General features: G+C 44.6%; 14 protein-coding genes. 5 read left to right on the top strand and 9 right to left on the bottom strand.

Annotated elements, in window-relative coordinates; translation table 11 throughout:
• Positions 1-334 precede the first annotated feature (334 nt).
• Positions 335-472, bottom strand: coding sequence for a hypothetical protein (locus tag QUB33_RS16325; RefSeq protein WP_333351624.1), 138 nt, complete (start codon positions 470-472; stop codon positions 335-337).
• Between the two features lie 291 nt (positions 473-763).
• Between QUB33_RS16325 and QUB33_RS16320 the strand changes: the two genes are divergently transcribed.
• Positions 764-2,353: an Hsp70 family protein gene (locus tag QUB33_RS16320; RefSeq protein WP_333351623.1), complete on the top strand. Its 1,590-nt coding sequence runs from the start codon at positions 764-766 to the stop codon at positions 2,351-2,353.
• A gap of 73 nt (positions 2,354-2,426) precedes the next feature.
• Positions 2,427-3,254, top strand: coding sequence for a DUF1963 domain-containing protein (locus tag QUB33_RS16315; protein WP_333351622.1), 828 nt, complete (start codon positions 2,427-2,429; stop codon positions 3,252-3,254).
• 181 nt (positions 3,255-3,435) lie between these two features.
• On the opposite strand, the gene QUB33_RS16310 is transcribed toward QUB33_RS16315, so the two are convergent.
• Both QUB33_RS16310 and QUB33_RS16305 read right to left on the bottom strand, forming a co-directional pair.
• Positions 3,436-3,957 (bottom strand): L,D-transpeptidase, encoded by a 522-nt coding sequence (locus QUB33_RS16310; protein WP_333351621.1) that lies wholly within the window; start codon positions 3,955-3,957, stop codon positions 3,436-3,438.
• A 101-nt stretch (positions 3,958-4,058) separates the two neighbouring features.
• Positions 4,059-4,697, bottom strand: a complete 639-nt coding sequence (locus QUB33_RS16305; RefSeq protein WP_333351620.1) for a bifunctional 4-hydroxy-2-oxoglutarate aldolase/2-dehydro-3-deoxy-phosphogluconate aldolase — start codon at positions 4,695-4,697, stop codon at positions 4,059-4,061.
• Positions 4,698-4,890: 193 nt separating this feature from the next.
• Between QUB33_RS16305 and QUB33_RS16300 the strand changes: the two genes are divergently transcribed.
• Both QUB33_RS16300 and QUB33_RS16295 read left to right on the top strand, forming a co-directional pair.
• Complete coding sequence (locus tag QUB33_RS16300; protein WP_333351619.1) at positions 4,891-5,055, top strand: hypothetical protein; 165 nt, start codon at positions 4,891-4,893, stop codon at positions 5,053-5,055.
• Between the two features lie 9 nt (positions 5,056-5,064).
• Positions 5,065-5,208, top strand: coding sequence for a hypothetical protein (locus QUB33_RS16295; RefSeq protein ID WP_333351618.1), 144 nt, complete (start codon positions 5,065-5,067; stop codon positions 5,206-5,208).
• A 179-nt stretch (positions 5,209-5,387) separates the two neighbouring features.
• Here the strand turns inward: QUB33_RS16295 and ftsH3 are convergent, their stop codons facing one another.
• The gene (gene ftsH3, locus QUB33_RS16290) at positions 5,388-7,226 is read right to left on the bottom strand and encodes an ATP-dependent zinc metalloprotease FtsH3 (protein ID WP_006633639.1); all 1,839 of its coding nucleotides are present in this window, start codon (positions 7,224-7,226) and stop codon (positions 5,388-5,390) included.
• Between the two features lie 509 nt (positions 7,227-7,735).
• Between ftsH3 and QUB33_RS16285 the strand changes: the two genes are divergently transcribed.
• Entirely contained in the window at positions 7,736-14,038 is a 6,303-nt protein-coding gene (locus tag QUB33_RS16285) for an FkbM family methyltransferase (protein ID WP_333351617.1), read from the top strand.
• Between the two features lie 49 nt (positions 14,039-14,087).
• Here the strand turns inward: QUB33_RS16285 and QUB33_RS16280 are convergent, their stop codons facing one another.
• From QUB33_RS16280 to QUB33_RS16260, 5 genes are all read right to left on the bottom strand, one after another.
• Positions 14,088-14,708, bottom strand: a complete 621-nt coding sequence (locus QUB33_RS16280) for a hypothetical protein (RefSeq protein ID WP_333351616.1) — start codon at positions 14,706-14,708, stop codon at positions 14,088-14,090.
• Positions 14,709-14,862: 154 nt separating this feature from the next.
• Complete coding sequence (locus QUB33_RS16275; RefSeq protein WP_333351615.1) at positions 14,863-15,060, bottom strand: hypothetical protein; 198 nt, start codon at positions 15,058-15,060, stop codon at positions 14,863-14,865.
• A gap of 116 nt (positions 15,061-15,176) precedes the next feature.
• The gene (locus tag QUB33_RS16270) at positions 15,177-16,070 is read right to left on the bottom strand and encodes a CNNM domain-containing protein (protein WP_333351614.1); all 894 of its coding nucleotides are present in this window, start codon (positions 16,068-16,070) and stop codon (positions 15,177-15,179) included.
• Between the two features lie 179 nt (positions 16,071-16,249).
• The gene (locus tag QUB33_RS16265; protein ID WP_333351613.1) at positions 16,250-16,939 is read right to left on the bottom strand and encodes an IS1 family transposase; all 690 of its coding nucleotides are present in this window, start codon (positions 16,937-16,939) and stop codon (positions 16,250-16,252) included.
• Between the two features lie 187 nt (positions 16,940-17,126).
• Positions 17,127-18,206, bottom strand: coding sequence for a hypothetical protein (locus tag QUB33_RS16260; protein ID WP_333351612.1), 1,080 nt, complete (start codon positions 18,204-18,206; stop codon positions 17,127-17,129).
• Positions 18,207-18,248 lie beyond the last annotated feature (42 nt).

Genomic DNA, 18,248 nt, shown 5'->3' with positions numbered 1-18,248 from the left:
TCTTCCATGTCACTTAATTTATCAGATTTTCTCCCCTTTTTGGGCTATTTCTCTTCTATCCCCCCTGAACGGTTACGTTTGAACTCTCGGAAAAACCTTCAAAAAAACAAAAAGAAGCTCAAGGACAATCGGGATTTGTGCCAGTTAAAGCGAGGTGGGTCATCGAGCGCTCCAATTCTTGGATGGAAAGGTGTAAAATTCTCATCAAACACTTCGAGACAACCTTAGATAATGCAACTGCCAAGATGAATCTTTGTTTTATTAGGTAGATGATTAAGAGGCTAGCTTCCTAGATCTCAAATGGGTTCTATACAAGGCTGCTATGATACCAATACTAGCCGCAGGGACAAGCAGTGTTAGAGCCAATAGTGCTGATTTGGGATCGCCCATATCCAGCATTTTTCACGCTTCCTTTGAAAATAGGATTGATATCAAAGGTAAAAGCTTGGCGGCGGCGGACAGGTGATACCACTTTAAAAAAAAATGCAACTGTAGATCCGTACTCCAAACCCTTATGCAGTCACTTATTCCAAAGCTTTTAAGCTAAAATCTAAAATGGTATGAGTTTTGTAACTATTATAAAAGTGGCGCTTATTTGTTGCAACGAAAAATATGCAGTTGCACAAAATGGAAGACTCCGCCACTAAAGCAGTTTTGATTGCAACAAAGTATTTATCCAAGCAGAATTTGATCGTCTATTTGCATTTGGGGCTCCAAATACCATAATATGATTTAATCCCTCGTAGCTGTGTATTTTGGCTGAATGGCGATCGCAATTGATTTTGGAACTAGCAACACCGTCGTCGCTCGCTGGAATCAAGTCCTCCAGCAGCCCGAAACTTTGAAATTACCGGGATTGTCGGCAATCTCGGCTCAAAACCCGCCCCTAATTCCCAGTTTACTCTACGTTGAGGACGCTGTGGCAAATAAAGTAATACTCGGTCAGCAAGTACGCGACAGAGGCCTTGATTTGAGTGGAGATTCTCGGTTTTTCCGCAATTTTAAGCGGGGAATTGGCACTTCTGTTCAGGGTTTTGTGCCGGAACTTGACGGGCAACTTATTACTTTTGAACAAGTAGGTGAGTGGTATTTGAGCCAAATTGTGAACTCAATTCGCGAACTGCCTTTGCCGATCGATTCTTTGATTTTTACTGTACCGGTAGATAGTTTTGAAGCTTACCGCCATTGGTTGGGCAAAGTGTCACAATCTCTGCGAGTAGAACAGGTGCGGATGTTAGACGAACCTACGGCGGCTGCTTTGGGTTACGGTTTGGCCGATCGCGAAAATCTGTTAGTCATTGATTTCGGCGGCGGAACTCTAGACCTTTCTTTGGTGCGTTTGGACGCTTCCTCCGACAAAAAGCCCCTCGGTTTTATCCTGAAGTGGGGCGAAAAGCTATTAGCTGAATCTTCAGCACAAAAAACAAAAGTTGCCCGGGTTTTGGCTAAAGCCGGACAAAATTTAGGCGGTTCTGATATTGATAATTGGCTGGTTGATTATTTTGTTCAAACAAAAGGGCTGGCAAAATCTCCCATTACAACGAGATTGGCAGAACGGTTAAAGATTCAGTTGTCTTTGGTGAATCAGGCAGTTGAGGTTTATTTTGATGACGAAAATTTTGAGAGTTACGAATTAGAATTAGACCGAACTCGTTTTGAATCTATCCTCGCTGAACATAAGTTTTTTGACAAACTCGACGAGTGCATGAATCAAGTATTGCAGCAAGCGCGGCGCCAAGGCTTAGAAATTGGCGACATCGACGCAGTTTTGCTAGTTGGCGGTACTGTACAAATTCCCGCTGTCGGGCGTTGGGTGCAGCAATATTTCGATCCGGCAAAAATTCGGTGCGACAAACCCTTTGAGGCGATCGCCCAAGGTGCTCTGCAACTGAGCCAAGGGCTAGAAATCAAAGATTTTCTCTATCACAGTTACGGAATTCGCTACTGGAACCGCCGCGACAATTGCCACAGTTGGCACAGTTTAATCAAATCCGGCCAGTCTTATCCGATGAGCGAACCGGTAGAATTAGTCTTGGGGGCTTCTTTAGAAAATCAGCCGAGTATAGAATTAATTATCGGCGAATTGGGAGCGGAAACTGGCGGCACGGAGATATATTTTGACGGCGACAGGCTAATTACTCGCCAACTCGCAGGCCGAACATCGGTACAGCCCTTAAATGATAAAGAAGGAGCACGCAGCATCGCTCAATTGACGCCGCCTGGGTATCCGGGGAGCGATCGCATCAAAATCTTCTTCCGCGTTGACGAACAGCGCTTTTTGCGAATTACCGTGGAAGATTTGCTGACAAATGAAACTTTGTTAGAGGATAAACCCGTCGTGCAGCTAAGTTAAGAATAGGTTTTACAGGTAAGGTGCGCTTCGGCGCACCCTACTGATTGCGTTCAAAACAAATTGTTAAAAGCAGATGAACTACAAACTAGAATGTTCACTCTCTCCAGAACTAGAAAAGTATCGCGACAGAATCGAAGCTACCATTAAACCTTACATCGAAATTCAAACCCAGAATAATGATGACGTTAATTGGTGGCAGAGTAAATTTGGGGGATTTCCTTATTTACCTAAAGGCTTTGAATATCCCAAAACTTGTGACGGTAAATATTTATTTTTGCTAGCGCAACTCAACTTTGATGAAATACCGCCTTTAGATGGTTTTCCCGATCGGGGGATCTTACAGTTCTATATAGCTGACGATGACCTATATGGTTTAAATTTGGACAATTCTGCTAATGCAGACAATCATACAATCGAAGACAAATTCAAAATAATCTATTTTCCTCAGCCAGACTTCAAAGTTGAAAACATTATTACCAATTATGATTTTTTGCCGAAACCAGAAGCTTTTCCTGTGGATGGCTGTTGCAGCTTGCAATTTACTAAAAAATATGCGCCGATTAGTACCAATGACTACCAATTTACAGAACTTTTAGGCTCGGAAATCGATGAGTTATTTATGAACCATGAAATTGAGGATGAGTACCGAGAAATATCGCATTCCTTTGGTCATAAAATAGGTGGTTATCCTTATTTTACACAAGACGACGTAAGAAAATATAGTAGTACCTCTGAGCAAAAACAAAAGCTAGACATTCTTCTATTCCAAATGGATAGCGATGGCAATGATACAGTACAGATCATATGGGGAGACAGTGGTGTCGGTAACTTTTTTAGTGATGAATCAGCACTCAGAGAATTAGATTTTAGTGAGGTTTTATATAATTGGGATTGTACTTGAAGGCAGTAATGAAGTAAGCAAGCTAAAAAAACCAGAACTGATGAACTCCGATCGAAGAAACCGGGTTTTTGACCGAATCTACGGCTGTAACGCAGTATTTCGCCAAAAAACCCGGTTTCTGACCACCGGTGCATAAGTTCTAATAATGTTCGACTATGCCCAATGCCCAATTCCCAACTCCCTAAACCTGAGATTTGTGCACTACCACGGGTGTTCCCACCGAGGCCCATTCAAATAGCCATTTAGCGTGATTGACAGCTACATTTGTGCAGCCGTGAGTAACGGGATTGCCAAACAAATTGTGCCAGTAAGCGCCGTGAATTGCCATGCCTCCGTCGTAATACATTGTATAGGGAACGTCGGGCACGTCGTAGTCCGGCCCAGTCATTCTAGTAACGCGGTGTTTGGTTTCAACGGCAAAGGTTCCCGTGCGGGTGGGAGTCGATGATTTGCCGCTGGAAATAATCACCGCGTAAACGGGTGTATTTCCTTCCCAAGCTATTAACCTTTGTCTTGACAAATCTATTTCAATCCAGCGTTCGCTGGATTGCTGCAAAAGCATAATTTTATTGGCAATTATGTCGTGCTGTTCGCTGGCAAATGCGGTCATTGAACCGCCGCAGAATGTAGCAAAAGTGAGGGCGCAGCCGGCACAGAAAGTTCCAGCGCGACGGAAGTAAGTTGAGTTGATAATGCTGTTCATTTCTCACACCTCGTACTATTTTAGATTTTAGATTTTAGATTTTAGATGGGCTTGTCCTATTTTAGATTGTAGATTTGAAATATTGGATTGGGAAACAGGGCTTAACAAGTTGTTAAGTTTTGGGTAAGATCTCGTGCAATTTGGACGATCGCGCGCCAATCGCGATTTTCCACTAAGTGTTTAGGAAATAAGTCTCCGGCTAAACCAACGGCGATCGCCCCGGCCTCAATAAATAGTTTCGCATTTTCCAGCGTCACCCCGCCAGTGGGAATTAAAGGAATGTTTCCCAGGGGGCCTTGCAGGCTTTTCAGGTAAGCCGCGCCTCCCAAAGCCGATATCGGAAACACTTTAACGCAGGTAGCGCCTGCTTGCCACGCGGTCACAATTTCCGTGGGAGAAAAAGCACCGGGGACGATCGGCACTGCGGCATCAACTGCTGTTTTAATCATAGTTAAATCAGTGTGGGGAGTAAACAGAAACTGAGCGCCGCAATCTATTGCTTGTTGCAACTGTTCTAAGTTTAATAAAGTGCCAGTGCCAATACTAAAACTAGGGAATTCCGAGCGCAGTTCGGCAATTACTTCAGCGGCTTTGTGGGTATTCCAAGTAATTTCAATAAACTGAATTCCTCCGGCTGCTACCGATGATGCCATGTGCCGAGCGAGTTCTTTTTCGGAGGAACGGATAACTGCGATCGCGCGGTGTTTTTTGAGTTGTGTCAACCAAGATTGATGATTCATACAATTTTAGATTTTAGATTTTAGATTTTAGATTTTAGATTTTAGAATTGGGAACGCTCCCGGATTGGGAAGTTGTATTATTGATTCATACAATTGGAAATTTTAGATTTTAGATTTGGGAAGGCTCCCGAATTGGGAACTTGTCTCATTCTGACTCGCATATAATTTTAATACAAGTTACTAACTTCGATATATGCCAAATTACAATATGATCCACGTTCAATTTTTAACTAAAAATCTAGGCAACAAAACGGCTGCAATTGTTGATCTCAAAGAACACAGCGAATTTTTGGCGGAGGTTCTGGCTGAATGTGGCGAACCGATCGACTTTCTGTTTTTAGTGGACTCTCAAGGGTAAAAAGTCGCGGTGCTGCTTGACTTCCAGTACCCAGACGAACTGTGGGAGGATGTTGAGGACTGTCGGATTATTGAATATAGAAAAGATGAAAGAATATTTCCCTGGGGAGAAGTTAAGCGCCAGCTTGAGGAAAAGGGTATGTTGAAGGTCTGATTGCTTGGTCATTCTTGAGATTAAATCTCAAATCCAAAATTTAAAATCTAAAACCGAGCGATCGCACTCATAAAAAAATCGGGGCGATTCCAGACATTTCCAGAATCACCCCAATTATCGATTTCAAACTTTAGATTTCCTGGAAAATCCAAAATCCAAAATCCAAAATCCAAAATTGATTAGGCGATCGTCGCCATTTTCACATCGCTATTAGCTAACAAATTTTGCAATTCATCCGCATCCACCGTTTCCTTTTCCACTAGCATATCTGCCAAAGCATTAAGGACGTGGCGGTTGCCGACGAGTACATCTTTAGCGCGGCGGTAAGCTTGCTCTACCAACAAACGCACTTCATCGTCGATCGTCGCTGCAGTTTCTTCGGAGAAATCGCGTTCGGCCATGATATCGCGACCCATGAACATATTGCCTTGTTGGCGACCGAGAGCTACAGGGCCTAGCCGATCGCTCATTCCGAAGCGAGTCACCATTTGCCGCGCTACTCTTGCCACTTGCTGCAAGTCGTTCGACGCACCAGTCGTTACTTCTTCTTCGCCGAATACAATCTCTTCAGCAATGCGGCCGCCCAAAGCTACCGCCATTTGATTTTGCAAGTAAGAGCGAGAATACAAGCCAGAATCCATCCGATCTTCGCTGGGTGTGAACCAAGTCAAACCGCCAGCGCGGCCGCGGGGGATAATGCTAATTTTCTGCACGGGGTCATAGTCGGGCATCAGCGCGCCGACTAAAGCGTGACCGGCTTCGTGGTAAGCTACTAAGGTTTTGCGCTTTTCGCTCATCACGCGGTCTTTCTTTTCTGGGCCAGCGAGCACGCGGTCGATCGCATCGTTGACTTCATCCATCGAGACTTCGGTCAAGTTGCGACGGGCGGCTAAAATTGCTGCTTCGTTGAGTAGGTTGGACAAATCCGCACCGGTGAAACCGGGTGTCCGGCGGGCGATTTTTTCCAAGTCCACGTCTTTCGACAAAGTTTTGCCGCGGGCGTGAACGTTGAGAATTTCTAGGCGGCCTCCGAAGTCGGGGCGATCCACTACAACTTGGCGATCGAAGCGACCTGGACGCAGCAGCGCCGCATCGAGTACATCGGGGCGGTTCGTGGCAGCAATCAGAATGATGCCAGTATTGCCCTCAAAGCCGTCCATTTCTGTTAGCAACTGGTTCAGGGTTTGTTCCCGTTCGTCGTTACCACCGCCCAAACCAGCGCCCCGCTGGCGGCCTACGGCGTCAATTTCATCGATAAATACGATACAAGGAGCGTTCGATTTAGCTTGTTCAAACAAGTCGCGGACGCGGGAAGCACCGACACCCACGAACATTTCCACAAATTCTGAACCGGAAATCGAGAAGAAGGGAACGCCAGCTTCTCCAGCAACTGCTTTTGCGAGCAGGGTTTTGCCAGTTCCAGGAGGGCCGACCAGCAGCACGCCTTTGGGGATTTTTGCTCCGACTGCGGTGAAGCGATCGGCATTTTTCAGGAAGTCCACGACTTCTGCGAGCTCTAGCTTGGCTTGTTCAATGCCGGCCACGTCGCCGAAAGTCACCTGAGTTTGTGGCTCCATTTGGACTCTAGCTTTGGATTTGCCGAAGTTCATGGCTTGGTTGCCGGGCCCGTTTTGCGCGCGTCGCACCAGGAAAAACAGTCCGACCAAAAGCAGAATCGGGAAGAACAGGCTGCTGAGGGCTTTTACCCAGAAGCCTTCGTCGCTTTGGGGCAGAACTGAAATATCTACGTTATTTTTGGTCAGGATGTTGATCAGTTCGGGGTCGTTCGGCAGGTTAACGAGTACCTTGTTGCCGTCCTGGGCTGTGACCAGGGCTTTGCTGCGATCGGAACTGATATTTATTTTGTCTACTCTCTTGCCTTCGACTTCCTGAATGAATTGACTGTACTTCCAAACTTCGCGGCTTGGGGGCTGTTTGTCAAAAAAAGCCGTTGCTAAGGCAATGACTACAATAGCCAGCAGTGCGTACAGGCCAGCGTTTCTCCACCGTTTATTCACCGAGGTCGATCCTCCTAATTTTTAGTCCCTGTGATTTGGGAATTTTTATTTATGTTCATCAATCTTAACGTAATTGTAACTTGTTTTTGTGTGGTGAGGAATCCCGGCCATGCTGTGGCGGTCTCAGGTCGCGGGAACGGAACAGCCCTCGGCGGCGTCAGGAGATTCGGGTGTTGTCGTAATTTTTGGGTTTCTTAGTACACTATAAGGCATAATTTGTCAAGATTATCAAAAGTGGTGGCGATCGCCACCATTCCTGTTTAGGGAGAAGATTTGGCGTATAACTGTGAATAAGCCTTGGAGAAATAGCAGTGCGATCGCTCTGATACCGCACAGGCTACGGCAGACGATGTGCCTGTTTCCAAACAGGCAACAACTCAAAAAGTTTAAGCGTCAGCGCTTGGGCGCTCCATAAAATAATCCTGTAAAAGGTCAAAGTTTAAGATTGACGGTTAACAAAGGTCTTAATTTTGGCTTTCACTGGTGGGAAATAACAATAATTAAGAACAATGGACATTAAATTATCAAATGAAGTAGCTCTCACTTCTGGGTATCTCGACTTACAGAAGCTTTGCCAGCAATACTCTATTGCCCCGCGAGGTGTACTCCACATAGGCGCTCACGAAGGGCAAGAAATACAGGAATATCAAGTGATGGGCGCCCAAAAAGTGCTATTTGTGGAAGCTAATCCGTCTGTCTTTGAAAGGTTAAAAGCGAATATAGCAGGGATACCTAATGTGTGGCTGGCAAACTGTGCTGTCAGCAACCAAAACGGCACAGTTAATTTGCGGGTGAATTCCCACGATATGAGCAGCAGCATTCTGCCGCTAAAGCTTCACAAGGAAATTTACCCCGGGATGGTGGAGGTTAATCAAGTAACTGTACCGTCGAGAACTCTTGACTCGCTACTGCAAGAAAGCCGACTGGATTCATCGGAGTTTAATATCCTGGTTATTGATATTCAAGGTGCAGAACTTTTGGCTTTGCAAGGGGCGAAGGAAACTCTAAAATATATTGATGCAATCAGTACAGAAGTTAATTGCGAAGAACTGTATGAAGGGTGCGCGTTAATCGACCAAGTGGATGATTTTCTAAGGGTTTATGGCTTTCAACGAGTAGCAGTAGCTTCTCCATCTCATCCATCTTGGGGGGATGCTTTTTATGTCAAAACCACAGTCAGCCCTCAATATCCTGATAATTTTAGTTTGAGGATATCGCCGGCAAACAACAGGAACAGTGTAGCAATATTAACGAGTATTGCACCGGGAAATATAGAAAATCAGCGGGCGGCTGTAAAAAGCTGGCGATCGCTTGGATTTGATGCTGTTTCGCTCAATAGCCGGGAAGAAATTAGCCAATTGCAGCCAATCTATGAAAATGTTACTTTTCATGAGGTAAAACGCGACGCGCGGGCAGAGGCTGGAAGACCGTTAGTGTATCTTGACGATCTGTTTGTTTATTTGCGCGATTGCGGTACAAAAATCTGCGGAATTGTTAATTCAGATATCCGCTTGGAAGCCGATGGCGATTTGATTTCATTTATATGCAAACAGGCTGAAAATGCCGTAGTTTTTGGTTCGCGAACTGATGTTGATTCTTCCGCTGAACAAGCAGCGGGAGAAATTTATGCTAAGGGGTTTGATTTCTTCTTCTTTGACAAGGAATTATTAAAACAGTTTCCTGATTCCCAATTCTGTCTAGGTCTTCCTTGGTGGGATTTGTGGATACCGCTGATGGCTCAGCAAAAAGGGTTGACTGTCAAATATTTAGAAACTGCGATCGCGTATCATCTCAAACACCAGGTGAATTACATAAACGATTTTTGGCAAAAGATGGGAATTCACTTTACAGGATTTTTCCAGCCTGATTTATCGCGGAAATTTCAGGAAATGCTGTCAAATAATCCCAATCAGTTACAAGCAGAACTAACAAGTGTCGCTGTGCAAGCTGTGCAAGTAATTGACAAAAATCAGCAGAGAATTAGATATGAAACTAGCGACCCAATCAATTTACAGCGCTCTGCAGTTGAGCGCTCCCAGCCTGTCCCGTCGGCTTTTAAAGTATCTGCGATCGTTTCTACTTACAATTCCGAAAAATTTATCCGCGGCTGCTTACAGGACTTGGTAGAGCAAACGCTGTACAAACAAAGCCAACTCGAAATCATAGTAATTGATAGCGGTTCCCAAGAAAATGAACAGTCTGTTGTGCGGGAATTTCAAGCGAAATATCCGAATATTGTGTACGATCGCACTTCTGACCGCGAGACATTATATGCAGCCTGGAATCGAGGCATTAAGATGTCGCGCGGAGCTTACATGACTAATGCTAATACCGATGACAGACATCGCCCCGATGCCCTAGAAATTATGGCGAAATACTTGGACGAAAACGCCGAAGTAAGTCTGGTTTATGCAGATCAATTAATCACCAGCACAGCCAACGATATATTTGCCAAAACCCAAGCCGAACAGGGCTGGAATTGGCCAGCCTTTGACTACAGCGAACTCGAACGGCGCTGCATTATTGGCCCCCAGCCGATGTGGAAAAAATCGCTGCACGAAAAATACGGCTATTTCCGAAGCGAATTTACGGCGGCTGGCGATTACGAATTTTGGCTGCGGATTGGCAAAAGCGAAAACATTGTGCACTTGCCAGAAATTCTCGGCTTGTACTACGAAAATCAACAAGGTTTGCAACATTCATCGCCCATATCGTACCAAGAAACTCGGCAAATATGGAATGAATATGGGATCACTCGCCGAGGTGTAAAACCAGCCACTACAGTACCTGTTTCACTCTCTCCATCTCAGCTAAATGCCATGCCCTACCGCACCTCCGCAGAAACACTCGTCAGCGTCATCATTCCCTGCTACAATCACGCAACTTTACTCAGAGAAGCTGTGGAAAGTGTTGTCAGTCAAACTTATCCAAACTGGGAGTGCATAATTGTCAATGATGGCAGCACTGATGATACCAGCAACTTGGGAAAATATTTAATTAAACTGTATCCTCAAAAATCGCTTCGCCTCATAGATAAAGCCAACACGGGACCCGCTGATTCGAGAAATGTTGGCGTTCAGCAGTCGTCAGGAAAGTTTATTTTATTCCTAGATGCTGATGATAAACTTCATCCCAAATTTATCGAGGAGTGCGTGGAAATTTTATTAGCAAAACCAAAGGTTGGTTTTGTCTATACAGATGTGCAGCACTTCGGAGCCAACTGCGATTTAGTTGTTCACGGTGACTTTGATGCCAATCGGTTTTTGAGAGACAATCAAGCCCCTGCTACTTCGCTCTTTAGAAGGGAGATTTACGAGCAAGTAGGTGGCTTGAAACAAGTGATGAAGCTGGGATGCGAAGATTGGGAATTTTGGATTTCTGCCTATGAAAAAGGCTGGTTAGGCGATCGATTACCTAAGCCTTATCTCTATTACAGGCAGCACGGCGACGGATCTAGCCGAACCCAAAAAATGGCTGGAGATCGCCCAAAATTAGACTTAATGAGAGCCACAATTATTCACCTCCACTCTCAACTTTACAAACCCGAAGAAGTGCGTTGGTCACAGCAAATTTTGCAGCAACACGGCAATTTAATAGCTAATGAATTAGTTGAATTTAACAAACCCGAACAATTTTTAACTTTGCTGTCCCAATATGTGGGAGAGTATCAAAAAGACCAAGCTAATGAAGTAAACCTCGCTAACCTCCGCCAATCCCGGCAACAACTTGCCAATTATTGGCTGAATCTGCCCGCAGAACAACTGGCAAGTGCCTATGGCGGTGATGCAGGTAAGGCGCATCAGCTACTGCTAAACAGCAATATCAAAGATGAAGCGCTGACAGATGCCGAAAAGACTGTTATGGATCGACTAGCAGCACATCTATCCCAGGGAGTTAAAAATCCCAAAGATATTAACTACCTACTAGCAGCCGCCCTCTATCGTCGTGCAGATCAGTTACTGCTGAACTATGAAAATGCAGTTATACCTAATTGGTTTGTCAAGGACTATCTCAAATTTATGTTTGCTGCGCCTACTCTCTTTCAAGAAATAGGAGAAGCTGACAATTATTGTCGGTATGTGCAGGGATGGGTCAGTTATTTGCATAGAAATATCTTCAAGAACCAAAACTCACAAGTGTGGCAGGAAATCGCCTCGTTCTTCACCCAAAGCGCTAACTTTATTCCTCTGTACTTCAATAGTGAAAATCTCAAGGATATATACACAAAGCGGGCGGATATTATTGAATATGCCACGAAAAATCGTGGCGCTGCGATTGATTGCATTTTTCCGGCTAGACCTGCGAATAGACCGAAAATTCGCCTTGGTGTCCTGACTAAACATTTCGGGGCTATGACGGAAACTTTCGCTACCTTGCCAGCTTTTGAATATCTGAATCGAGAGCAATTTGAAATTATTTTATACGCTCTCAATCTCGACGGGAATAAGCTAGAACAGTATTGTCAGAGTCGCGCTGACAGACTGGTTAAACTGTCTAATGACTTGCAAAGTCAAGTTCAGACAATCCGCGCTGATGACTTAGATATTCTGCTGATTGCTACCAATATTACTGCGGTTACTCATCCGATTAGTTTACTGGCGCTGCATCGATTGGCGCGGGTACAAACTACCTGTTTTAATTCTCCCGTTACCACAGGAATGCGACACATTGACTATTACATTGCTGGTAAGTTGATGGAACCTGCACCGGAAGGACAGGAGCATTATCGCGAGCAATTAGCAACTATTGAAGGGCCTGGCTGCTGTTTTAGTTATACCCTAGAACCTTATACTCCTAACGTTAATTTCACCAGAAATAGTATCGGCATTTCCGAGGAATCGGTTGTCTTTATTTCGAGTGCGAATTTGTATAAGCTAGTGCCGGAGTTAAGGGAAACATGGGCGAAAATTATGGCGGCTGTTCCTAATTCCGTGCTGTTTTTAATGCCCTTTGGCCCTAGCTGGACTAACCATTATCCGGGAGGGGCTTTTGTGAATAATATGAAAGCCGTTTTTGCTAAGTATGGCATTGAGAGTAATCGTTTGCGGGTGTTGAAGAGTTTTCCTAACCGTGCGGATGTTAAAGAAGTTCTGAAGTTGGGGGATGTTTATTTGGATTCCTATCCCTATGCGGGGACTACTTCTCTTGTAGATCCGTTAGAGGTGGGACTTCCAACGGTGGTTAGGGATGGCGATACTTTGCGATCGAGAATGGGGGCGGCGGTGGTACGATCGCTCTCTATGCCCGATTTAATTGCCAATAGCGAAGCATCTTACATTCAACTAGCAGTTACTCTCGGCACTAATCCTGAACTTCGGCAGCGCTATCGGCAGGAAATTCAGCAGAAAATGCAAGCTAATCCGGCTTGTTTTGACAGTGTTGCATACTCTGGGGCGATCGGCAAATTATTCCAAGAACTCTTTGGCAAATGGCAAACCAGCCACCTGGAAGCATCGCGCAACTTACAGGATAGCATTCCCAAGCAGCCAGATTTCGACGAGATTCTCTCGAACACCGTCAACCTTTATCAGAGAAACTCATCAAACATCTCAGCAATATCCGAACTGCGTCAAATCCGCAAACAAATCGCTGATTTTTGGCTGAACGTTCCCCCCGAAAACCTCGAAACCGCCTACAAAAGCGCTTCAGGTAACAGCTATAAAATCCTGCTCAATAGCGGCTTCCAACGTCAACCGATGATGGAAAGCGAACAAATGTTTTTGCAGCAATTAACCCAGATTAGCAAAGGATTAGTGCATCCCAAAGCTGTCAACGCCTTGCTTGCCGCGATGCTCTATTTCCCGCCGGGAACCATGCGAATTCCCGATGCTCGCAACCGTTTGCCGCACTGGTTAATTGAGGATTACGAACAAGTTTTTGAGATTGAAGCCGCTGTCAAGTCTGATTCAACTTCTGACTTGTTAGCTCAATACATTCACTCCCCGCAATTTGCGAATCAACTGTTAGGATGCGTCAATCTTTACCGCATCGATCCGTCTGACGAATCGGTAGTTTTGGAACTCCGCCAAATTAGAAAACAAATGGCAGATTTTTGGCTGACTGTTCCTTCAGAGAAACTCGAAAGTTTTTACCGAGGAGAAGTTCGCAAGGGATATCAAGCAATACTTAGCTGCGGCTTGCAAGCAGAATCGATGACTGAAGCCGAACAGCAGTTTTTGCAGAAATTGACTGAAATTAGCCAAGGGTTGGTGCAGCCTCAAGCAATCAATGCTCTGCTGGGTGCGATGCTGTATTTTGTTCCGGGAAAAATGCGGGTTCCCGATGCTCGCACCCGCTTGCCGCAGTGGTTGCATGAAGATTACGAAAAGGTGTTTGAAAGCGTATTCGCGACAACAGAACCAACACTTGTCAAACAAGATTATCTGCCGCAGTTTCTCAATCAATTAACTGCTGCCGTCAATCTCTATGAAATCGATCCGACGGCTGAATTGGCAATAGCAGATCTGCGGCATATTCGCAAGCAAATGGCTGATTTGTGGCTGAGCGTTTCCGAGGAACAACTGGAACTTTTATACCGGAGCGATTTTGGCAAGGGTTACAAAGCAATGTTGGGCAGCGGGTTTATTAACGAGCCGCTGAATGAGAGCGATCGCGAGTTTTTTAACTCGTTGGTTGCTGAGTTGAGTAAAGGGTTTGGAACGCCTAAAGCTGTGAATAATTTGTTGGCGGCGATGCTGTATTGTCGCGCTGGACAGTTGCGGGTTCAGGATGCGAATACTTGTTTGCCTCCGTGGTTGTTAGCGGATTACGAGCAGTTTGTTGGGGGTGCGATCGAGCTTGCTGTCAAGTAAACGGATCTCGCGTAGGGCGGGCAGCGGCTCGCCCAGCGCGATCGATTAGTTAGGGAATTGAATCTTGATTTGGATTAGAAAAGGCATTAGCAAGAGCTACGTATTCTTTAACAAGCTCTGCTAACTCTGTAAACGAAATTGTGACTCCGCTTGCACAAATACCATTGTTGGAAATCCAAACATGATGTAAATTTCCTTCCGGTATAGTTGACGGTTCAAGATGCTTGCTAATATTGTAAAGTCTATTAAGCTTTTCATGAGAGCTACCGTCTCCTGTTTTAAACAAATTCGTTTCCTTTGACTCTATTTTTTTTCCTAGTTTTCTCCAAAATTCGTAAGCCTGATATAATTGTGTAACTGCTATTTCAAAATGAGAAAGCGCTTGAAAATATAAAGATATGTTCTTTTGGCTTTCATTTAAATATAAAAGCAGTAGAGTACGACCATTTTGATACTCAACTAAAGCCATTTGTACGCGACGGATGATTCCAAAAATATAAGGTTTGTACTCGGTTTTAAGAGGAAATGTGAATATAGAATTTAAAATAAAGTTATCCATCAAAGGTTCTACCTCAGCGAAATGCTCTGCTAGATCGGGAGCATTACACTCAGACAATGCTGAAATTTCCTGAGCGAAGTAGTTATCTAAGGCATAGTGTGTAAAAGGCATAATTTGTTACTTAATGACCACTTCTCAAGTCTAACGTCTGCTAAAAAGCTCAGCTTAGGGATAACCGAACCCATCGGATAGTATTTACTACACTACTCTTACCTTAGAACTAGACCAGTCTGAAAAGCGATATCTAACTAAAATTATGTCATTTTTAGAGGATCTGGGCATAAACATCATCCTCAGTATTGTCCCAAACTCTATCTAGTGATGTTTGACTCGCTTGAAGCCAAAACTCACCTTCTTCATCAGGTAAAACTGTTACTAATACTTTTGCCCCTTCGGGTAATTCTGACAACTCCAGCAGTTCAATTTTCCCTTGTCGAACAGTAGCCCAAAGTGTTTTTAGCATATCCACCTCATAAACTGTGCTTTATGCAATTTGCAGATTTCTGGTAGGTTGTCGCACTGAGCGATTAATTACAACCTCATACATAGATCGAGGAAGTATTTAAGCCTGATTTAGGATCAATTTAACACAAGTTCTGGATGTTGTGGCTCAAATAAAGGGCGAGTTACCTGACGCAGCAGCACTGTTTCTAAACTGCCTTCTACTACATTTTCGGCTTCTATTTCCAACTCGCCCCACAATAGCCGATCGCCTTGATTTGGCATTTTACCCAAATTGTGGATCACGAATCCGGCGATTGTTTGGTAAGCTTGGTCAGTCGGCAGGTTTAACCCGAGTTTTTTGTTAACTGCTGTCACTTCCCATACGCCAGAAATTAGTGCCGAATGAGCATCTTTTTGAACGAAAGTTGCCTGGGAAGGTGACAGCAGCGGTTGAGACTCTTTACTGGTAATCCAACCAGTCAGCAGCCGCACGGTACCGTTGAGAATTGCTAGCAGCGGCCACAGTAATTTTGAGCAGAGTTCGAGGGCCGGCATCAGCAGCAAAGCGGTGCGTTCTGGGGCGTGGGTTGCTAATACTTTGGGAATGAGTTCTCCTAAGACTATTTCTACGTAAGTTACTAAGATAAAAGCTGCGGGAACTGCGATCGAATGAGCCGTCAGCACGGCCGGCAAATGACCGATCGGCAATTTGTCGATCCACGGTTCGATCCAGTGTACAGTCGCTCCCTCACCCAACCAACCCAACAGCAAACTCCCTGCTGTTGTGCCAGTTTGAGTCACAGACAGGTAATGCGGTATGTTGTTCTGAGCTTGGTGGACGAGTTCGGCGGTTTTAGCGGTTACGCGATCGTCCAAGTTGGCGAGTTGGCGAATTTGATGGCGATCGGCTGATACTAATGCTAGTTCTGACGCCACAAAAAAGGCGATTAAAAGTGTTAAGCCCAGCAACATTGCTAATCTCAGCATTGTTTGAGCGACTTCTATTTCCAGGCAAGTAAGGTTGTTCAAGATAGATATCTAATATGATAGATGTTTTAGGTTAATTCTTTTATTTTAGCTGACGATTCAGATAGGTTGAACGCCAGACATTTCGGATATCCTCACTACCATTATTCGTAGGTGCGCCTCGGCGCACCTTACCCGTAGAACTTGTGAACTCTTTCTGGCGTTGCTGAAAGGGTAATGATTTAAGTCGGTAAAGGAATAGTTTGATATTTCAGATAGTGCAGCAATAACCGTAGGGAAAACTTCAACATCTCAACCGACTTTGAGTAGCACAAGGTTTTGCGATGTAGTCGAGCTAGATAATGTCTTAGTCGAGTGTTTTCTCCTTCCACCCTTGTCATATACGTCTTACTGACAATGTGGTCGGCATCTTCGATAAAAATTGGATATACTGGCCAGCCGTCAGTAACATAAAAGAAACATTGCCAACACTTGACAATCCGCCACAAAGGCTTAAAAGTTTCTGCACTATGATCTCCGATTGTCCAGGCTAAGACTCCTGGTTGCTTGTGATTAACTGCTGTCCAAATCCAAAGTTTATTACGCTTGTTGCAAATGTTGGTCTGGAGTTCATCAAGGTCTGTAATTTCGGGGATTTCCTCGAGCTCAGGCGCATCAGGGATTTGGCAACCAGCTTCCCTTATCCAGTGGATGATCGTAGTGTGGTGGATTCCGGTGACTCGCTCTATGCCCCGCAGCCCCATACCATTGAGGTACATTTTCAGGCACAGTTGCTTAACATCGTCAGAATATTTCCAATCGCGATAGCTTTCGAGGAATTGGCGACCGCAGTGCTTGCATTTGTAGCACTGTCTCTCCGTACGATGACCATTCTTATATATCTCGCTTGAGTCGCAATTAGGACACTTCATCCGGATTAACCTCCGTCCACTCTACTTATTCCTCTTTTACCATTTTTACCATGATAACCATTAGTCTTTCAGCAACGCCCTCTTTCTCTTCTCTTATCCTCCTTCGCGATAATATGGCTAACGCGAGTTTCATCGGTTCGTTAAAAAAATCTAATTCACAAAATCGGAACTCATTGCTGTATCAACTCTATTTTACTCCCCGGAGTGAGTTCATTTCCGTAAACGTCTGCACCGGATCGGACTTCAACCCGCCTTGAATGTAATTCAACTTCACTTCTTCCAACAAATCCGACAGCAGCGACTGCAATTCTCCGAGAGTTTTCTCATCTTGCAATTCCCGTCGCAAACTTTGATTAAATTCTTGGCTGAAATTATCGAGAATTTTTCTACCTTTATCGTCTTCATAAGTAGTAGATACCACATCCACAGCAGTTTGAGCCAAATAACTGGCTAGCTGTTCCGTCATCTCCGTCGGCCAAATGTTAATAGGAGAGATAGTTTGCAGGATTTGATAAAAATCCGACTGTTTGATGGTTGTTTCCAAATTGTGGTGCAGCAATTCTTCCAAATCCGGTTGCACCTGCGGCAAAACTTTGTAAATGGTCAGATCCAAAATCCGTTTGGTAATTTGTTCAATCGTATTTTCCTGATTGACGTGAAGGTACGGCTGCTGCGCCAGCAACATCTGCGCCGCGTCGCCCTGTTTGATCGAATTTTTAGCTTGATTGATAAACCGCACCATCATGTATTCCGAGATCGTATTGGCTAAATAAGCCACCGGTTCGTAGGTAACTTGAGCAACTACGCGATCGAGATTCACCAAACCCGACTTGTGAAGCCGCACCAATACTGGCAGAATCCGCCATCCCTGCCAAATCGGGATCACCAGAAACACCTCGTACCAGCGCCTGAGCACAAAATCAAACCAAGTTACCCCCGGTTTACGGCGGGTGTGGAACAGACTTTTAATCAAAAATTCCGCCCCAAAAAAACCGATAAAAAACGTATCAATTCGCCAAAACTGGTCACCGCTTTTCAAATATTCGGGATTAGCTAAACTCGAATTAATGCCTTTTATCGGGTCATAAATTTTAACTAAACCCGGAAAATAGCTCTGATAAACAGGGCGCAACTGAAGGTAACTGAAATGGAAAAGCACCAGCAAGAAATTGACCACCGCTACTAATGCGCTCAGTTTTGCCCAAGAAATTGTTTTTTTGGACGATTTTACATCGGTCTTGTTAACAGTTGTGTGCGAATCTGACATACAAGTAATCTTCCGAATTTGCTAATCGATAAATCTATCTTG

Origin of the sequence: Microcoleus sp. B3-A4 (assembly GCF_036705385.1) — a bacterium.
Lineage (GTDB): Bacteria > Cyanobacteriota > Cyanobacteriia > Cyanobacteriales > Microcoleaceae > Microcoleus.
The sequence above is the reverse complement of the archived record's forward strand: the minus strand, read 5'-3'. Positions and strand labels throughout refer to the sequence as shown.